General features: G+C 62.9%; 14 protein-coding genes. 11 read left to right on the top strand and 3 right to left on the bottom strand.

All coding sequences use genetic code 11. The features are described from left to right. Positions 1-83: 83 nt before the first annotated feature. The 6 genes from gcvH (at position 84) to AB5975_15215 (ending at position 7,170) form a co-directional block, all read left to right on the top strand. Positions 84-467 carry a glycine cleavage system protein GcvH gene (gene gcvH / locus AB5975_15240; protein ID XDR18054.1) on the top strand — a complete coding sequence of 128 codons (384 nt, stop codon included), beginning with the start codon at positions 84-86 and terminating at the stop codon, positions 465-467. A gap of 11 nt (positions 468-478) precedes the next feature. Continuing rightward, complete coding sequence (gene gcvP / locus AB5975_15235; GenBank protein XDR18053.1) at positions 479-3,334, top strand: aminomethyl-transferring glycine dehydrogenase; 2,856 nt, start codon at positions 479-481, stop codon at positions 3,332-3,334. A 152-nt stretch (positions 3,335-3,486) separates the two neighbouring features. After that, positions 3,487-4,863, top strand: a complete 1,377-nt coding sequence (locus tag AB5975_15230) for an L-serine ammonia-lyase (GenBank protein ID XDR18052.1) — start codon at positions 3,487-3,489, stop codon at positions 4,861-4,863. A gap of 27 nt (positions 4,864-4,890) precedes the next feature. Further along, positions 4,891-6,012, top strand: a complete 1,122-nt coding sequence (gene gcvT / locus AB5975_15225) for a glycine cleavage system aminomethyltransferase GcvT (protein ID XDR18051.1) — start codon at positions 4,891-4,893, stop codon at positions 6,010-6,012. Between the two features lie 365 nt (positions 6,013-6,377). Then, positions 6,378-6,590: a cold-shock protein gene (locus tag AB5975_15220; protein ID XDR18050.1), complete on the top strand. Its 213-nt coding sequence runs from the start codon at positions 6,378-6,380 to the stop codon at positions 6,588-6,590. Positions 6,591-6,681: 91 nt separating this feature from the next. Beyond that, positions 6,682-7,170 carry an RDD family protein gene (locus AB5975_15215; GenBank protein XDR18049.1) on the top strand — a complete coding sequence of 163 codons (489 nt, stop codon included), beginning with the start codon at positions 6,682-6,684 and terminating at the stop codon, positions 7,168-7,170. A 60-nt stretch (positions 7,171-7,230) separates the two neighbouring features. On the opposite strand, the gene lptG is transcribed toward AB5975_15215, so the two are convergent. Then, positions 7,231-8,292 carry an LPS export ABC transporter permease LptG gene (lptG, locus tag AB5975_15210; protein ID XDR18048.1) on the bottom strand — a complete coding sequence of 354 codons (1,062 nt, stop codon included), beginning with the start codon at positions 8,290-8,292 and terminating at the stop codon, positions 7,231-7,233. Continuing rightward, on the bottom strand, positions 8,285-9,400 hold the full coding sequence (lptF, locus tag AB5975_15205; protein XDR18047.1) for an LPS export ABC transporter permease LptF: 1,116 nt from the start codon (positions 9,398-9,400) through the stop codon (positions 8,285-8,287). Before lptF ends, lptG begins: the two co-directional genes overlap by 8 nt. Before the next feature lie 301 nt (positions 9,401-9,701). On the opposite strand from lptF, the gene AB5975_15200 reads away from it, so the two are divergent. From AB5975_15200 to rlmF, 5 genes are all read left to right on the top strand, one after another. Next, entirely contained in the window at positions 9,702-11,195 is a 1,494-nt protein-coding gene (locus AB5975_15200; protein XDR18046.1) for a leucyl aminopeptidase, read from the top strand. Between the two features lie 48 nt (positions 11,196-11,243). After that, positions 11,244-11,672, top strand: a complete 429-nt coding sequence (locus AB5975_15195; protein ID XDR18045.1) for a DNA polymerase III subunit chi — start codon at positions 11,244-11,246, stop codon at positions 11,670-11,672. Between the two features lie 5 nt (positions 11,673-11,677). After that, positions 11,678-12,043, top strand: coding sequence for a DNA polymerase III subunit chi (locus AB5975_15190; GenBank protein XDR18044.1), 366 nt, complete (start codon positions 11,678-11,680; stop codon positions 12,041-12,043). A gap of 164 nt (positions 12,044-12,207) precedes the next feature. Beyond that, positions 12,208-15,054: a valine--tRNA ligase gene (locus AB5975_15185; protein ID XDR18043.1), complete on the top strand. Its 2,847-nt coding sequence runs from the start codon at positions 12,208-12,210 to the stop codon at positions 15,052-15,054. 163 nt (positions 15,055-15,217) lie between these two features. Continuing rightward, the gene (gene rlmF / locus AB5975_15180) at positions 15,218-16,168 is read left to right on the top strand and encodes a 23S rRNA (adenine(1618)-N(6))-methyltransferase RlmF (GenBank protein ID XDR18042.1); all 951 of its coding nucleotides are present in this window, start codon (positions 15,218-15,220) and stop codon (positions 16,166-16,168) included. Between the two features lie 50 nt (positions 16,169-16,218). On the opposite strand, the gene AB5975_15175 is transcribed toward rlmF, so the two are convergent. After that, positions 16,219-16,500 carry an HU family DNA-binding protein gene (locus tag AB5975_15175; protein ID XDR18041.1) on the bottom strand — a complete coding sequence of 94 codons (282 nt, stop codon included), beginning with the start codon at positions 16,498-16,500 and terminating at the stop codon, positions 16,219-16,221. Between the last annotated feature and the right edge of the window lie 319 nt (positions 16,501-16,819).

Genomic DNA, 16,819 nt, shown 5'->3' with positions numbered 1-16,819 from the left:
ATTGGCCGCGATATTGCTTAGGGAATCGCAACCCAAGAGCGCGGAGCCACCGCGCCCAACGCCCTGCTTCCCGAGGATTCCCCATGAGCGAGTTGCGTTTCACTGAAGATCACGAATGGCTGCGCGTCGAAGCCGATGGCAGCGTCACCGTGGGTATCACCGCCTACGCCCAGAACGCCCTTGGCGATGTGGTTTTCGTGCAACTGCCCGAGTTGCAGCAGTACGAGAAAGGCAGCGAAGCGTCCACCGTTGAATCGGTAAAGGCCGCCAGCGGCGTGTACATGCCGCTGAGCGGCGAAGTGGTCGCGGTCAACGACCAGCTCGAAAACAGCCCAGAGCTGGTCAACGAAGACCCGATGGGCGAAGGCTGGTTCTTCCGCTTCAACCCGGCCGACATGAGCGAAGTCAGCGCACTGCTCGACCAGGACGCCTACGACCGCCTGATCAAAGCCAACGACGACGCTTGAGGAACTGCGCCATGACCATCAACCTCGGCACCGCCAACGAATTCATCGCCCGCCACATCGGCCCGCGCGCCGTTGACGAACAGGCCATGCTCGCCGCCCTGGGCTTCGACTCGCTGGACGCCATGACTGCCGCAGTCATCCCTGACAGCATCAAGGGCACCAGCGTGCTTGGCTCGCACGACGGCCAGAGCGAAGCCGACGCGCTCGCCGCGCTCAAGGCCATCGCCGGCAAGAACCAGCTGTTCAAAAGTTACATCGGCCAGGGCTACTACAACACCCACACTCCGGCGCCGATCCTGCGCAACCTGCTGGAAAACCCAGCCTGGTACACCGCCTACACCCCGTACCAGCCAGAAATTTCCCAGGGCCGCCTGGAAGCGCTGCTGAACTTCCAGACCTTGATCAGCGACCTGACCGGCCTGCCGATCGCCAATGCCTCGCTGCTCGACGAAGCCACTGCCGCCGCAGAGGCCATGACCTTCTGCAAGCGCCTGTCGAAGAACAAGGCCAGCCACACCTTCTTCGCCTCCGTGCACTGCCACCCGCAAACCCTGGACGTGCTGCGCACCCGCGCCGAGCCGCTGGGTATCGAGGTCGTGGTCGGCGACGAGCGCGAGCTGGGCGATGTCAGCGCCTTCTTCGGCGCCCTGCTGCAGTACCCAGCCAGCAACGGTGAAGTGTTCGACTACCGTGAAGTGGTACAGCGCTTCCACGCCGCCAACGCCTTGGTCGCCGTCGCTGCCGACCTGCTGGCGCTGACGCTGCTGACCCCTCCGGGCGAGTTCGACGCCGACGTGGCCATCGGCAGCGCCCAGCGTTTTGGCGTACCCCTGGGCTTCGGTGGCCCGCACGCGGCCTACTTCGCCACCCGCGACGCGTTCAAGCGCGACATGCCGGGCCGCCTGGTCGGCGTATCGATCGACCGCTTCGGCAAAACCGCCCTGCGCCTGGCCATGCAAACCCGCGAGCAGCACATCCGCCGCGAAAAGGCCACCAGCAACATCTGCACCGCACAGGTACTGCTGGCCAACATCGCCAGCATGTTTGCCGTGTACCACGGCCCGGCCGGCCTCAAGCGCATTGCCGAGCGTACCCATGCGCTGACCGCGATCCTGGCCGCCGGCCTGAAGGCCCTGGGCGTACCGGTAGTGGGCACCAGCGCCTTTGACACCCTGACCCTGGCCACCGGTACCGCCACCACCAGCTTGCATGACAAGGCACGCGCCCAGGGCATCAACCTGCGCCAGATCGACGCCGCCCACCTGGGCCTGTCGCTGGACGAAACCAGCAGCCAGGCTGACGTCGAGTCGCTGTGGCAGCTGTTCGCTGGTGACCAGGCACAACCTGACTTCGTCGCCCTGGCCGCCAGCACCGGTTCGCTGCTGCCCACCGCCCTGCTGCGCCAGTCGGCCATCCTCGAACACCCCGTGTTCAACCGCTACCACAGCGAAACCGAGTTGATGCGCTACCTGCGCCGCCTGGCCGACAAGGACCTGGCGCTGGACCGCAGCATGATCCCGCTGGGCTCGTGCACCATGAAGCTGAACTCCGCCAGCGAAATGATCCCGGTCACCTGGGCCGAGTTCGGCAACCTGCACCCGTTCGCCCCGGCCGAGCAGAGCCAAGGCTACCTGCAGATGACCACCGAACTGGAGGCCATGCTGTGTGCCGCCACCGGTTATGACGCAGTATCGCTGCAGCCCAACGCCGGCTCGCAGGGCGAATACGCAGGCCTGTTGGCCATCCGCGCCTATCACCGCAGCCGCGGCGAAAGCCACCGCGACATCTGCCTGATCCCATCGTCGGCCCACGGCACCAACCCGGCCACCGCACACATGGCGGGCATGCGCGTCGTAGTCACCGCTTGTGACGCCCGCGGCAACGTCGATGTCGAGGACCTGCGCGCCAAGGCCATCGAACACCGCGAGCGCCTGGCCGCGATCATGATTACCTACCCGTCGACCCACGGTGTGTTCGAGGAAGCGATCGGCGAAATCTGCGCAATCATTCACGACAACGGTGGCCAGGTGTATATCGACGGCGCCAACATGAACGCCATGGTCGGCCTGTGCGCCCCTGGCAAGTTCGGTGGCGACGTTTCCCACCTGAACCTGCACAAGACCTTCTGCATCCCGCACGGTGGCGGCGGCCCGGGCGTCGGCCCGATTGGCGTCAAGTCGCACCTGGCGCCGTTCCTGCCTGGTCACGCGAAACTGGAAAACACCGAAGGTGCGGTGTGCGCCGCACCGTTCGGCAGCGCCAGCATCCTGCCGATCACCTGGATGTACATCCGCATGATGGGCGGTGCCGGCCTCAAGCGTGCCTCGCAGATGGCGATCCTCAATGCCAACTACATCGCCCGCAGCCTGGAAGAGCACTATCCTGTTCTGTATACCGGCGGTAATGGCCTGGTGGCTCACGAGTGCATCCTCGACCTGCGCCCGCTGAAGGACACCAGCGGCATCAGCGTCGACGACGTGGCCAAGCGCCTGATCGACTTCGGCTTCCATGCCCCGACCATGTCCTTCCCGGTGGCAGGCACGCTGATGATCGAACCGACCGAAAGCGAGTCCAAGGAAGAACTCGACCGTTTCTGCAACGCGATGATCCAGATCCGCGAAGAAATTCGCGCGGTCGAGAACGGTAGCCTGGACAAGGACGACAACCCGCTGAAAAACGCCCCGCACACGGCGGCCGAGCTGGTTGGCGAATGGGCCCATGGCTACAGCCGCGAACAGGCGGTGTACCCGCTGCCGAGCCTGGTGGAAGGCAAATACTGGCCGCCAGTCGGCCGGGTCGACAACGTGTTCGGCGACCGTAACCTGGTATGCGCCTGCCCGTCGATCGAGAGCTATCAGGACGCCTGATAGCTTTCGGGCCCGTTCCCTGAGTTGAGGTGTGGGCCTCTGTGGGAGCGGGTTTACCCGCGAATGCGATGGTGGCTTTACCGCCGCATTCGCGGGTAAACCCGCTCCCACAGGGTTCACCGTCCGTCCTGAAACCCTGGCAGGAGGTCACCATGTCATTGAGTGTCTTCGACCTGTTCAAGATCGGCATCGGCCCCTCCAGTTCACACACAGTCGGCCCGATGCGTGCCGCTGCGCGCTTTGCCGAAGGGCTGCGCCGTGACGGCCTGCTTGCCAGCACCGCCAGCGTCAGGGCCGAGCTGTATGGCTCACTGGGCGCCACCGGCAAGGGCCATGGCAGTGACAAGGCCGTGCTGCTGGGCCTTGAAGGCGAACACCCAGACATTATCGACACCGACAGCATCCCGGCTCGGCTGCAGGCCATCCGCGACAGCGGCCGCATCAACCTGCTGGGCGAGCACAGCATTGCGTTCATCGAAAAGCAGCACCTGGCGATGATCCGCAAGCCGCTGGACTACCACCCCAATGGCATGATCTTCCGCGCGTTCGACGAGGCCGGCCTGCAAATCCGCAGCCGCGAGTACTACTCGGTGGGCGGCGGTTTCGTGGTGGATGAGGACGCCGCCGGCCATGACCGCATCGTCGAGGACAGCACTGTGCTGGCCTACCCCTTCAAGACGGCCAAGGAACTGCTAGGCCATTGCTCTGCAATGCAACTGTCAGTCAGCCAAGTGATGTTGGCCAACGAGGCCGCCTGGCGCCCAGAGGCAGAAACCCGCGCCGGGCTGCTGCGCATCTGGCAGGTGATGCAGGATTGCGTCGAAGCCGGTTGCCAGCACGAAGGTATCTTGCCAGGAGGGCTCAAGGTAAAACGCCGGGCACCAGCCCTGTACCGCCAACTGAGCCGCCACCCGGAGGCCAGCCTGCGTGACGCCCTGTCGGTGCTTGACTGGGTCAATCTCTACGCTTTGGCGGTGAACGAGGAAAACGCCTATGGCGGGCGTGTGGTTACCGCCCCCACCAACGGTGCGGCGGGCATCGTCCCGGCGGTACTGCACTACTACATGCGTTTCGTGCCGGGTGCCAGCGAGGACGGGGTGGTGCGCTTTCTGCTCACCGCTGCGGCCATCGGCATCCTGTACAAGGAAAACGCCTCCATCTCCGGCGCCGAAGTGGGCTGCCAGGGAGAAGTCGGCGTCGCCTGTTCGATGGCCGCCGGGGCGTTGTGCGAAGTGATGGGCGGCAGCGTGCAGCAGGTGGAGAACGCCGCCGAAATCGGCATGGAACACAACCTGGGCCTGACCTGCGACCCGATCGGAGGCCTCGTGCAGGTGCCCTGCATCGAACGCAATGCCATGGGTTCGGTGAAAGCCATCAACGCGGTGCGCATGGCCTTGCGCGGGGACGGCCAGCACTTCGTGTCCCTCGACAAGGTCATCCGCACCATGCGCCAGACTGGCGCCGACATGAAAAGCAAATACAAAGAGACCGCCCGAGGCGGCCTGGCCGTCAACATCATCGAATGTTGACCCGACAACAACAGCAAGGAGTCACCGATGTCCGAAACACTGCTCAAGACCCCACTGCATGCCCTGCACCTGGAATTGGGGGCGCGCATGGTGCCGTTCGCCGGCTACGACATGCCAGTGCAGTACCCGCTGGGCGTGCTCAAGGAACACCTGCACACCCGCGAGCAGGCCGGCCTGTTCGATGTCTCGCACATGGGCCAGATCATCCTGCGCGGCGCCGATGCCGCCAAGGCCTTGGAAAGCCTGGTGCCAGTGGACATCATCGACCTGCCGGTGGGCATGCAACGCTATGCCATGTTCACCAATGAACAAGGCGGTATCCTTGACGACCTGATGGTGGCCAACCTGGGCGACGACACCCTGTTCCTGGTGGTGAACGCCGCTTGCAAGGACCAGGACCTGGCCCACCTGCAAACGCACATCGGCGGCCGTTGCGAGGTGCAGCCATTGTTCGAGCAGCGTGCCCTGCTCGCCCTGCAAGGGCCGGCAGCGGTCAAGGTGCTTGAGCGCCTGGCCCCGGAAGTGGCCGGCATGACCTTCATGCAGTTCCGCCCGGTGAAACTGCTGGGTGAAGACTGCTTCGTCAGCCGCTCGGGCTACACCGGCGAAGACGGCTACGAGATTTCGGTACCGGTCCAAGGCGCCGAAGCTTTGGCCCGCCGCCTGCTGGCCGAGCCGGAAGTACAACCTATCGGCCTGGGCGCGCGCGACTCGCTGCGCCTGGAAGCCGGCCTGTGCCTGTATGGCCATGACATGAATACCGAGACCACTCCGATCGAAGCCAGTCTGCTGTGGGCGATTTCCAAAGTGCGCCGTGCCGAGGGTGCGCGTGCTGCAGGGTTCCCTGGCGCCGAGGCAATCTTCGCCCACCAGCGCGAGGGAGTGGCGCGCAAACGTGTCGGGCTGTTGCCACAAGAACGTACCCCAGTACGTGAAGGGGCGGACATTGTCGATGCAAACGATAAACCGGTAGGTAAAGTGTGCAGCGGTGGCTTTGGCCCGACACTCGGCGCCCCTGTTGCAATGGGTTATATCGAGAGTGAACATGCTGCACTCGACACCCCCCTGTTTGCCGTAGTACGCGGCAAGAAGGTTGCCTTGAAAGTCAGCAAAATGCCTTTCGTGGCACAACGTTACTACCGTGGTTGAAACGGTTCTGTGAAGGTTGTGGGCAGGTTCGACATATTCGTTTTTCGTTTTCGAACCTTCCCAATAACTTTTGAACATGGCGCCAGGCCAGGCGCCACGCCGTTTCCGACAAAGCGGTCGGTTATCGGCAGACGGTCATTTTTCCATACGACCAAGGGCTTGTTTTTCGCTCGGGAGTTGGCGTAGAGTCACTGCACTGTGTTTGCATGGGTCGCAACAGTTCGTGACCTGGGCCAGTAGCCGAGATTTGCTACAACCCGTTCGACGTCTCTTACTTTCCTGCAACCCAGCCCAGTAATCTTTCGCTTACAAACAAGTGCGAAAGTAACTGTCATCAAAATTCAAGCTTCATAGGAAATAAGACAATGGCTGAGCGTCAGAACGGTACCGTCAAGTGGTTTAACGACGAGAAAGGTTACGGTTTCATCACCCCAGAAAGCGGTGCTGATCTGTTCGTGCACTTCCGTGCTATCGAAGGCAACGGTTTCAAAAGCCTGAAAGAAGGCCAGAAGGTTACCTTCGTAGCCGTCCAGGGCCAGAAAGGCCTGCAGGCCGACCAGGTTCAGGTCGTCGCATAAGCGAATACCAGACACCCAAAAGCCCCTGCCAAGTGCAGGGGCTTTTTTTTTGCCCGTAGAATAGCGGCTTCGTCTTCTGGAGCCGTCCTGCATGTCCAAGCCTCTGCTCACACCCCAGGGTGATTTTCCGCCGGTCGGCCTGGGCCGGCGCCTGGCGGCGATGTTCTATGACTTTCTGCTGTGTACGGCACTGCTGATCGTAACCGCTGGTGCCTACAAGATGATCCAGATGTCGATTATCGGCGAGGCGCGTATGCGCGAGCTGACCGAGGCCGGCGCACTGGATGGCGACCCTCTGCTGTCAACGGTGTTGCTGTTCGCCCTGTTCGGCTTCTTTGCCAAGTTCTGGACCCACGGTGGGCAGACCCTGGGCATGCAGGTGTGGGGTGTGCGGGTGCAGAACGCCGATGGCTCGGCCATCAGCCTGTGGCAGGCGCTGTTGCGCTTTGTGGTATCGATCGCCTCATGGCTGTGCCTGGGGCTGGGTTTTTTCTGGGTGCTGATCGACAAGCGCAAGCGCGGTTGGCATGACATCTACTCGGAAAGCCAACTGGTGCGGGTGCCGAAGCAGAAGAAATGACCCAGAACGGGCCTACGAAAAAGCCGACCCTAGGGTCGGCTTTTTATGCAGCTCAGGCCATCAACCCGCTCGGCGCAACAACCACACACCCGCCAGCGCACAGATGCCTGCCGGGATCACCACCGCCAGCAGCGGCGGGAAGCCGAACACCTGGCTCGAAGGCCCCAGCAGGTCCTGGCCGATGCGGAACACGAAGCCCACCAGTACACCGGTGAACACGCGCTGGCCAAGCGTCACCGAACGCAGCGGGCCAAAGATGAACGAGATCGCCATCAGCACCAGTGCCGCCGTCACCATCGGCTGCAGCACCTTGGTCCAGAACGCCAGCCAATAACGGGCGTTGTTCAGGCCCTGGTCGGACAAGTAGTGGATGTAGTCCCACAGCCCGGTGATCGACAGCGACTCCGGCGCCAGAATCACGGTATTGAGCAGTTCTGGCGTAAGCGAAACGTCCCAGCGCTCCTGCGGCGCGTTGACCACTTCGGTGTGGTCGCCACGGAAGTAGGTGGTGCGCACGTCAGCCAGCAGCCAGTGGTCGTCCTGGTACTGCGCGCGGCGGGCGAAGCTCGAGGTGACGATCTTGCGCTCGTTGTCGAAGCGGTAGCGGGTTACACCCAGCAGCAGGCCGTTGGGCTGCACGGCGTTGATGTGCACGTATTCCTCGCCCTGGCGGTGCCACATGCCGCGTTTGGAGCTTTGCGCTTCACCGCCACCCTGGGCCAGGGAACGGTCGGCCTGGGCCTTGTTCTCGGTCACCGGTGCCACGTACTCGCCAATCAGCAGGCCAACCAGCATCAGCACCAGCATCGGCTTCATCACCGCCCAGACGATACGGCCGATGGAAACACCCGCCGCACGCATGATGGTCAGTTCGCTGCTGCTGGCCAGGCTGCCCAGGCCGATCAGGCAGCCGATCAATGCCGCCATCGGCAGCATTTCGTACAGCCGCCGTGGTGCGGTAAGCAGGACGAAGTTGCCCGCTTCCATCACCGTGTAGGTGTCACTCAGGTCGCTCATCTCATCGATGAAGGCGAACAGCGAGGCCAGGCCGAGGATGATCCCCAGCACAGCCAGAATGGCCATCAGCACGCTCTGGCCGATGTAGCGGTCGAGCTTAGCCATGGGCCACCTCCGCACGGCGAGCGGCGCGTTTGAGGCGCAGAGGCTCCCAGTACATCAGACCAAGGCCGATCAGCAGGAACAGGCCGTGGACCCACCACATGCCCAGGGCGATCGGCAGTTTGCCCTTCTCGAGGGCGCCGCGTACGGAAATCAGCATTGTCAGGTAGGCCATGTACAGAAGAATTGCTGGCAACAGCTTGAGGAAGCGGCCTTGTCGCGGGTTGACCCGTGACAGCGGCACCGCCAGCAAGGTAACGACAAACACCAGGATCGGCAGCGATATCCGCCATTGCAGTTCGGCGCGCTCACGCAGGCCTTTCTTGCCAATCAGCTCGGAGGTAGGGATAGCTTCGCGCTCGGTTACCTCCTCGGCGACTTCCGGCTTGGGCAGCAGCACGCCGTAAGTGTCGTACTTGATAGCACGGTAGTCGGCCTGGCCCGGGTTGCCGTCGTAGCGGTAGCCGTTCTCCAGGACCAGGTAGCGGTTGCCGTCGGCCTGGATCTCCTGGTGGCCTTTCTCGGCGACCAGCACCGACGGGGCACGGTCCTTGGTCTTGTCCTGGTTGAAGCGCTTCTCGGAGATGAACACCCCAGCCAGGTTGATGCGGTCATCCGACAGTTGCTCGGTGTAGGTTACCCGCGAGCCATCACGTAATGTCTGGAAGCGGCCCGGCACCAGAGTGTCGAACTCGGTCAGGGCATCCTGCTGGCTGATGATCTGCTGCACCTGGGCTACGCCCAGCGGTGCCAGGCTCAGGCTCAGCCAGGCCACCAGCAGGGCGACCAGGGCAGCCGGCGCCATGGTCAGGCCCAGCAAGCGCTGCTGGCTCATGCCCGTGGCCGACAGTACGGTCATCTCGCTTTCCAGGTACAGGCGCCCGTAAGCCAGGAGAATGCCGAGGAACAGCCCCAGCGGCAGGATCAGCTGCAGGAAGCCCGGCAGGCGGAAGCCCATGATCAGGAACAGCACACCCGGATCGAGCACGCCTTGGGCAGCCTGGGCCAGGTACTTGATGAAGCGCCCGCTCATGATGATCACCAGCAGCACAGCGCTGACGGCGCTCAAGGTCACCAGGACCTCGCGGGACAGATAACGAAAGACGATCAAACCAGACACTCCTGGGTTGTCAGGGCGGACTGCCATGCAATGGCGCCAAACAATGACTTAGTACATCCAAGACCAATGCCGGTTCGCCAAAGGCGAACCTCCATGTAAAGTGCGCGCATTATCCTGTGATTGGCCGCCCCTGTCACTTGGCCGCGCATGAAGGTGCACAACGGGGTTGTCAGCACGCTTGCCGCAGGCTCAAACTGGCAGCTTTTCTGCTGGTGCGCGACGACGCGGCCAGGCCCGTCCAGAGCGCTGGAACGCACAGCGCCATACGTATCGATCATTCGGGGACCCTGACATGGAACTGGTTGTAAAAAGCGTAGCTGCTGCATCCGTAAAAACCGCCACGCTGGTCATTCCGGTAGGTGAAAATCGCAAGCTCGGCGCTGTTGCCAAGGCAGTCGACCAGGCCAGCGAAGGCGCCATCAGCGCCGTGCTCAAGCGCGGCGACCTGGCCGGCAAGCCGGGGCAGACCTTGCTGCTGCAGAACCTCGCGGGCCTGAAGGCCGAGCGCGTGCTGCTGGTTGGCAGTGGCAAGGAAGAAGCCCTGGGTGATCGCGCCTGGCGCAAACTGGTTGCCAGTGTCGCTGGCGTACTCAAGGGCCTGAACGGCGCTGATGCCGTACTGGCTCTGGACGATATCGCTGTCAGCAACCGCGACGCCCACTACGGCAAGTACCGCCTGCTGGCTGAAACCCTGCTCGACGGCGAGTATGTGTTCGATCGTTTCAAAAGCCAGAAGGCCGAGCCACGCGCCCTGAAAAAGGTCACCCTGCTGGCCGACAAGGCCGGCCAGGCCGAAGTCGAGCGCGCGGTCAAGCACGCCAGCGCCATCGCCACCGGCATGGCCTTCACCCGCGACCTCGGTAACCTGCCGCCCAACCTTTGCCACCCAAGCTTCCTGGCCGAACAGGCCAAGGACCTGGGCAAGGCGCACAAAGGCCTCAAGGTTGAAGTGCTGGACGAGAAAAAGATCAAGGACCTGGGCATGGGCGCTTTCTACGCCGTGGGCCAGGGCAGCGACCAGCCGCCACGCCTGATCGTGCTCAATTATCAGGGCGGCAAGAAGGCCGACAAGCCGTTCGTGCTGGTCGGTAAAGGCATTACCTTCGACACCGGCGGTATCAGCCTCAAGCCAGGCGCCGGCATGGACGAAATGAAATACGACATGTGCGGCGCCGCCAGCGTGTTCGGCACCCTGCGTGCCGTGCTCGAGCTGCAACTGCCGATCAACCTGGTGTGCCTGCTGGCCTGCGCCGAGAACATGCCAAGTGGCGGCGCCACCCGCCCGGGTGACATCGTCACCACCATGAGCGGCCAGACCGTGGAAATTCTCAACACCGACGCCGAAGGCCGCCTGGTGCTGTGCGATACCCTGACCTACGCCGAACGCTTCAAGCCACAGGCGGTGATCGACATCGCCACCCTGACCGGCGCCTGCATCGTTGCCCTGGGCAGCCACACCTCCGGCCTGATGGGCAACAATGACGACCTGGTCGGCCAGTTGCTCGATGCCGGAAAGCGCGCCGACGACCGTGCCTGGCAGCTGCCGCTGTTCGACGAATACCAGGAGCAGTTGGACAGCCCGTTCGCCGACATGGGCAACATCGGCGGGCCGAAGGCCGGTACCATCACCGCTGGCTGCTTCCTGTCGCGCTTCGCCAAGGCCTACAACTGGGCGCACATGGACATCGCCGGCACCGCCTGGGTAAGCGGCGGCAAGGACAAGGGCGCCACTGGCCGCCCGGTCCCCCTGCTGACCCAGTACCTGCTGGACCGCGCTGGCGCCTGACGCCGTGAAGCCGGTGGTGCCCTGCGCCACCGGCCGGCGAGACCAACCATGAGCAAAGTCGACTTCTACATCTTGCCCACCGACTCGCTGTCGGCGCGGCTCGATTTCGCCTGCAAACTGTGCGAAAAAGCCTGGCGCCTCGGCCACCGTGTTTATCTGCACTGCCAGGATACTGAACAGCGCAGCGAGCTGGACCAGCGCTTATGGCGTTTCAAGGGCGAGGCGTTCGTGCCCCACGACCTGGCCGAAGTGCATGCCGATGCTGACGTGGCCCTGGGCCTGGCTGACAACGCAGGCGAGCACCACGACCTGCTGATCAACCTGGGCGCCAGCGTGCCGGGTTTTGTCGGCCAGTTCGAGCGGGTAGCCGAAATCGTCGTCGAAGAGCCTGGTATCCGCCAATCAGCCCGTGAGCGATTCCGTTTCTACCGTGAACAGGGCTATGCTCTGCAAGACCACCGCTTACAGCGACTTTGACGACGATGGACAAGCCCTCCCCTTTGCCCGACTCCGCCCACCTGCTCGATGACCTTGAGTCGATCCGCCAGCTGCTTGGCGACGCCGACCTGCAACCGCCGCTGCTGACCGAGACGGTAGAGCAGATCCCGTTGCTGCTGGAAGAGCCTGCCGGCAAACCTGCCCCTGTTGCCAAACCGGTAGCTGTAGAACCCGAGGAAGACCCGCAGACCCGCCGCCAGGACACCCTGCTGCACCTGGAAAGCGAGCTGCGGGCGGCTGCGCAGTTGATCATGCAGGACGTGATCAACGACTTTACCCCGCACATCGAGAACGAGATCAAGCGCCGGCTGGATGCGCGGATCGAGCGGTTGATCAAGCGTTCGGAGTGACCTTCGCGACACAAGGCCGCTGCCACAGGAGGAAGGCGTTCATCTGTGGCAGCAGCCTTGTGTCGCGAAAGGGCTGCAAAGCAGCCCCCGGCCTGTCGCCTAAACCCTGTGCCTTCGTTATACTTTTCGGCTTTCCCGAATAAATGCACAGGGTCCCGCCGCGCATGGATAAGACCTACCAGCCGCACGCTATTGAAACTTCCTGGTACAACACCTGGGAGTCCGAGAACTATTTCGCCCCGCAAGGTGCAGGCGAGTCCTACACCATCATGATCCCGCCGCCGAACGTCACCGGCAGCCTGCACATGGGCCACGGGTTCAACAACGCGATCATGGACGCCCTGATCCGTTTCCGTCGCATGCAAGGCCGCGACACCCTGTGGCAGCCAGGCACCGACCACGCCGGTATCGCCACGCAGATGCTGGTCGAGCGCCAGCTCGAAGCCAAAGGCCAGAACCGTCATGACCTGGGCCGCGAAAAGTTCCTGGAAAAGGTCTGGGAGTGGAAGGATCAGTCCGGTGGCAACATCAGCCGCCAGATCCGTCGCCTGGGCTCGTCGGTAGACTGGAGCCGCGAGCGCTTCACCATGGACGACGGCCTCTCCGAAGCCGTTAAAGAAGCGTTCGTGCGCCTGCATGAAGACGGCCTTATCTACCGCGGCAAGCGCCTGGTCAACTGGGACACCAAGCTGCACACGGCCATCTCCGACCTCGAAGTGGAAAACCACGACGAGAAAGGCCACCTGTGGAACCTGCGCTACCCGCTGGCCGACGGCGCCAAGACCGCCGAAGGCCAGGATTACCTGGTCGTTGCCACCACGCGTCCAGAAACCCTGCTGGGTGACGCCGCCGTGGCCGTCAACCCGAACGACGAACGTTACCAGGCACTGATCGGCAAGTTCGTTGAACTGCCACTGGTCGGTCGCCGCATTCCGATCATCGCCGACGACTACTGCGACCCAGAATTCGGTACCGGTTGCGTGAAGATCACCCCGGCCCACGACTTCAACGACTACGAAGTCGGCAAGCGCCACAACCTGCCGCTGCTGAACATCTTCGACAAGAACGCCTTCGTGCTGGCCAGCGCCCAGGCCTTCAACCTCGACGGCAGCGTCAACGAGCAGGTCGACACCCGACTGCCGGCCCAGTACGCCAACCTCGACCGCTTTGTCGCGCGCAAGCAGATCGTCGCCGACCTGGACGCCCAGGGCCTGCTGGTCAGCATCGACGACCACGCGCTGAAAGTGCCGAAAGGCGACCGCTCCGGCACTGTCATCGAGCCGTGGCTGACCGACCAGTGGTACGTTTCCACCAAGCCGCTGGCAGAACCCGCCATCGCCGCTGTGGAAGATGGCCGCATCCAGTTCGTGCCCAAGCAGTACGAGAACATGTACTTCTCCTGGATGCGCGATATCCAGGACTGGTGCATCAGCCGCCAGCTGTGGTGGGGCCACCGCATTCCGGCGTGGTACGACGAGGCCGGCCAGGTCTATGTCGGCCGCGACGAGGCTGAAGTGCGCACCAAGCATAACCTGGGCGCCGACGTGGTCCTGCGCCAGGACGACGACGTGCTCGACACCTGGTTCAGCTCGGGCCTGTGGACCTTCTCCACCCTGGGCTGGCCGGAACAGACCGAATTCCTCAAGAAGTTCCACTCCACCGACGTGTTGGTGACTGGCTTCGACATCATCTTCTTCTGGGTTGCGCGCATGATCATGCTGACCATGCACCTGATCAAGAACGAAGACGGCACCCCGCAGGTACCGTTCAAGACCGTGTACGTGCACGGCCTGGTACGTGACGGCCAGGGCCAGAAGATGTCCAAGTCCAAAGGCAACGTCCTGGACCCGCTGGACATCGTCGACGGCATCACCCTCGATGCCCTGCTGGAAAAACGCACCAGCGGCATGATGCAGCCCAAGCTTGCCGAAAAAATCGCCAAGCAGACCAAGGCCGAGTTCCCTGAAGGTATCGCCAGCTACGGCACCGACGCCCTGCGCTTCACCTTCTGCTCGCTGGCCTCCACTGGCCGCGACATCAAGTTCGACATGGGCCGCGTCGAAGGCTACCGCAACTTCTGCAACAAGATCTGGAACGCTGCCCGCTACGTGCTGGACAAGGGCGAAGACTGCGGTCAGAACGGCGAAGCCTACGAACTGTCGCTGGCCGACCGCTGGATCATCTCGCAACTGCAGCGCACCGAAGCCGAAGTGACCCGCCAGCTGGAGCAGTTCCGCTTCGACCTGGCCAGCCAGGCGTTGTACGAGTTCATCTGGAACCAGTACTGCGACTGGTACCTGGAGCTGTCCAAGCCGGTACTGTGGGACGAAAACGCCCCGGTCGAGCGCGCCCGTGGCACCCGCCGCACCCTGGTGCGCGTGCTGGAAGTAGCGCTGCGCCTGGCGCACCCGTTCATGCCGTTCATCACCGAAGAAATCTGGCAGCGCATCGCGCCGCTGGCTGGCATCGATGGCAAGACCATCATGCTGCAGCCGTGGCCAGTGGCCAATGAAGCGCGCATCGACGCCGCTGCAGAAGGCGACATCGAGTGGCTGAAAGAGCTGATGGTCGGCCTGCGCAACATCCGCGCCGAGATGAACATCGGCCCCGGCAAGCCGCTGCCGCTGTTCCTGAAGAACGCCAACGCCGACGACCAGCGCCGCCTGCAGGAAAACGAAGCGCTGCTGAAGAAGCTGGCCAAGGTCGAGTCGTTCACCGTCCTCGGCGATGCCGACGAAGCGCCGCTGTCGGCCACCGCACTGGTGGGCGATCTGCAGGTGCTGGTGCCGATGGCAGGCCTGATCGACAAAGACGCCGAGTTGGCTCGCCTGAACAAGGAAATCCAGCGTCTGCAAGGTGAAGTCCAGCGCGTGGGCGGCAAGCTGTCCAACGCCGCCTTCGTCGACAAGGCGCCGCCTGCGGTGATCGAGAAGGAGCGCGCCAAGCTGGCCGAGTCCGAGCAGGCCCTGGCCAACTTCACCGAGCAACATGCGCGGATTGCAGCGCTGTAACAATCTGATAGACCGCAGGGGCCGCGTTGCGGCCCTTTCGCGACACAAGGCCGCTCCTACAGGGACGGCGCCGGTTTGAAGGGCGCCGCTATCCTGTAGGAGCGGCCTTGTGTCGCGAAAGGGCTGCAAAGCAGCCCCACGGCCTGCAACACCGGATCCGACCATGACAGAAAAACCCACCCTGCACCCGCGCAACCGCCACCAGGGCCGCTACGACTTCCCCAGCCTGATCAAGGCCCACCCTGACCTGGCCCGCTTCACCATCACCAACCCCCACGGCAAACCCAGCATCGACTTCGCCAACCCCGAAGCCGTGCGGGTGTTCAACCGCGCCCTGCTCAAGGCCCAATACGGCATCCAGCACTGGGACATCCCCGCCGACTACCTGTGCCCGCCCATTCCAGGTCGCGCCGACTACATCCACGTGGCCGCCGACCTGTTGGCCGACGACAATGCGGGTGAGGTCCCCAAGGGCGCCCAGGTACGTGCGCTGGACATTGGCGTAGGTGCCAATTGCATCTACCCGCTGTTGGGCCACAGTGACTACCGCTGGCGCTTCCTCGGCTCGGACATCGACCCGGTGGCACTGGCCTCGGCCAAGGCCATCGTCCAGGCCAATGGCCTGGGCAAGGCCATCATCCTGCGCCAGCAGGCCAACCGTGCACACATCCTCAGCGGCCTGCTGCAAGAGGGCGAACGCTTCGACCTGACCCTGTGCAACCCGCCCTTCCATGCCTCACGCGACGAAGCCACCCGCGGCAGCCAGCGCAAGTGGAAAAACCTGGGCAAGCAGGACCCCAAGCGCAAACTGCCCGTGCTCAACTTCGGAGGCCAGAACAATGAACTGTGGTGCGAAGGCGGCGAAATCCGCTTTGTCAGCCAACTGGTTGGCGAAAGCGTGCAATATGCCGAGCGGGTGCTGTGGTTCACCAGCCTGGTGTCCAAGGCCAGCAACCTGCCAGGTATCGAGGCGGCGCTGAAAAAGGCGGGCGCCAAGGCCGTGCGCATCATCGAGATGGGCCAAGGGCAGAAACAGAGCCGCATGGTCGCCTGGAGCTTCCATGACGCCGCTGCGCGCCTGGCCTGGCACGCCCAGCGTAAATCACAGGCATGAAAAAACCGCGCCCGGGCAAGCCGGGCGCGGTTTCGTCAACGCTTCAACAATTACTTGTTGATGGCGTCGGTCAGCACTTTGGCTGGAACGAACTTGACGACTTTCTTGGCAGCGATTTCGATGGCAGCGCCAGTCGAAGGGTTGCGGCCGGTACGGGCAGGACGCTCGGAGACTTTCAGCTTGCCAATGCCTGGCAGAGTGATTTCAGCGCCGTTTTCCAGTTGGTCGGCAACGATCTGGCCCAGTTGCTCCAGAGCGTTCTTGGCGGTGGCTTTTGGCGCGGCGATCGATTCGGCGATGTCGGCAATCAGTTGGTCTTTGGTCAATGCCATGGTGGTGTTCCTTCCCTATCAAATTCGATGGTTATGCAGCGAACTACGACGTTATCGGGCCAGCCCCTTTTAGTGGAGGGCCGCGCCAATCGCGTATGTAGATACGTAAATCGGCGTTTGGTTCGACACGACGAAAGCACGCTGCCAGCAATGCGCCACACGAGGGGCGCAAGACCGCGCAAAACTACCACAGGAATGGATAAATATCCGCTGCACGCTTCGATTTAATGCAGGTTTTTCGGGGGTTTTAGCTTAATTCGTACAAAATTGAACAAAAAACGAACAACCGACATATCTGCCAACATACGGCCACTGCATC

The organism is Pseudomonas putida (genome assembly GCA_041071465.1).
GTDB lineage: Bacteria > Pseudomonadota > Gammaproteobacteria > Pseudomonadales > Pseudomonadaceae > Aquipseudomonas > Aquipseudomonas putida_P.
This window is presented reverse-complemented; position numbering and strand designations above follow the sequence as displayed.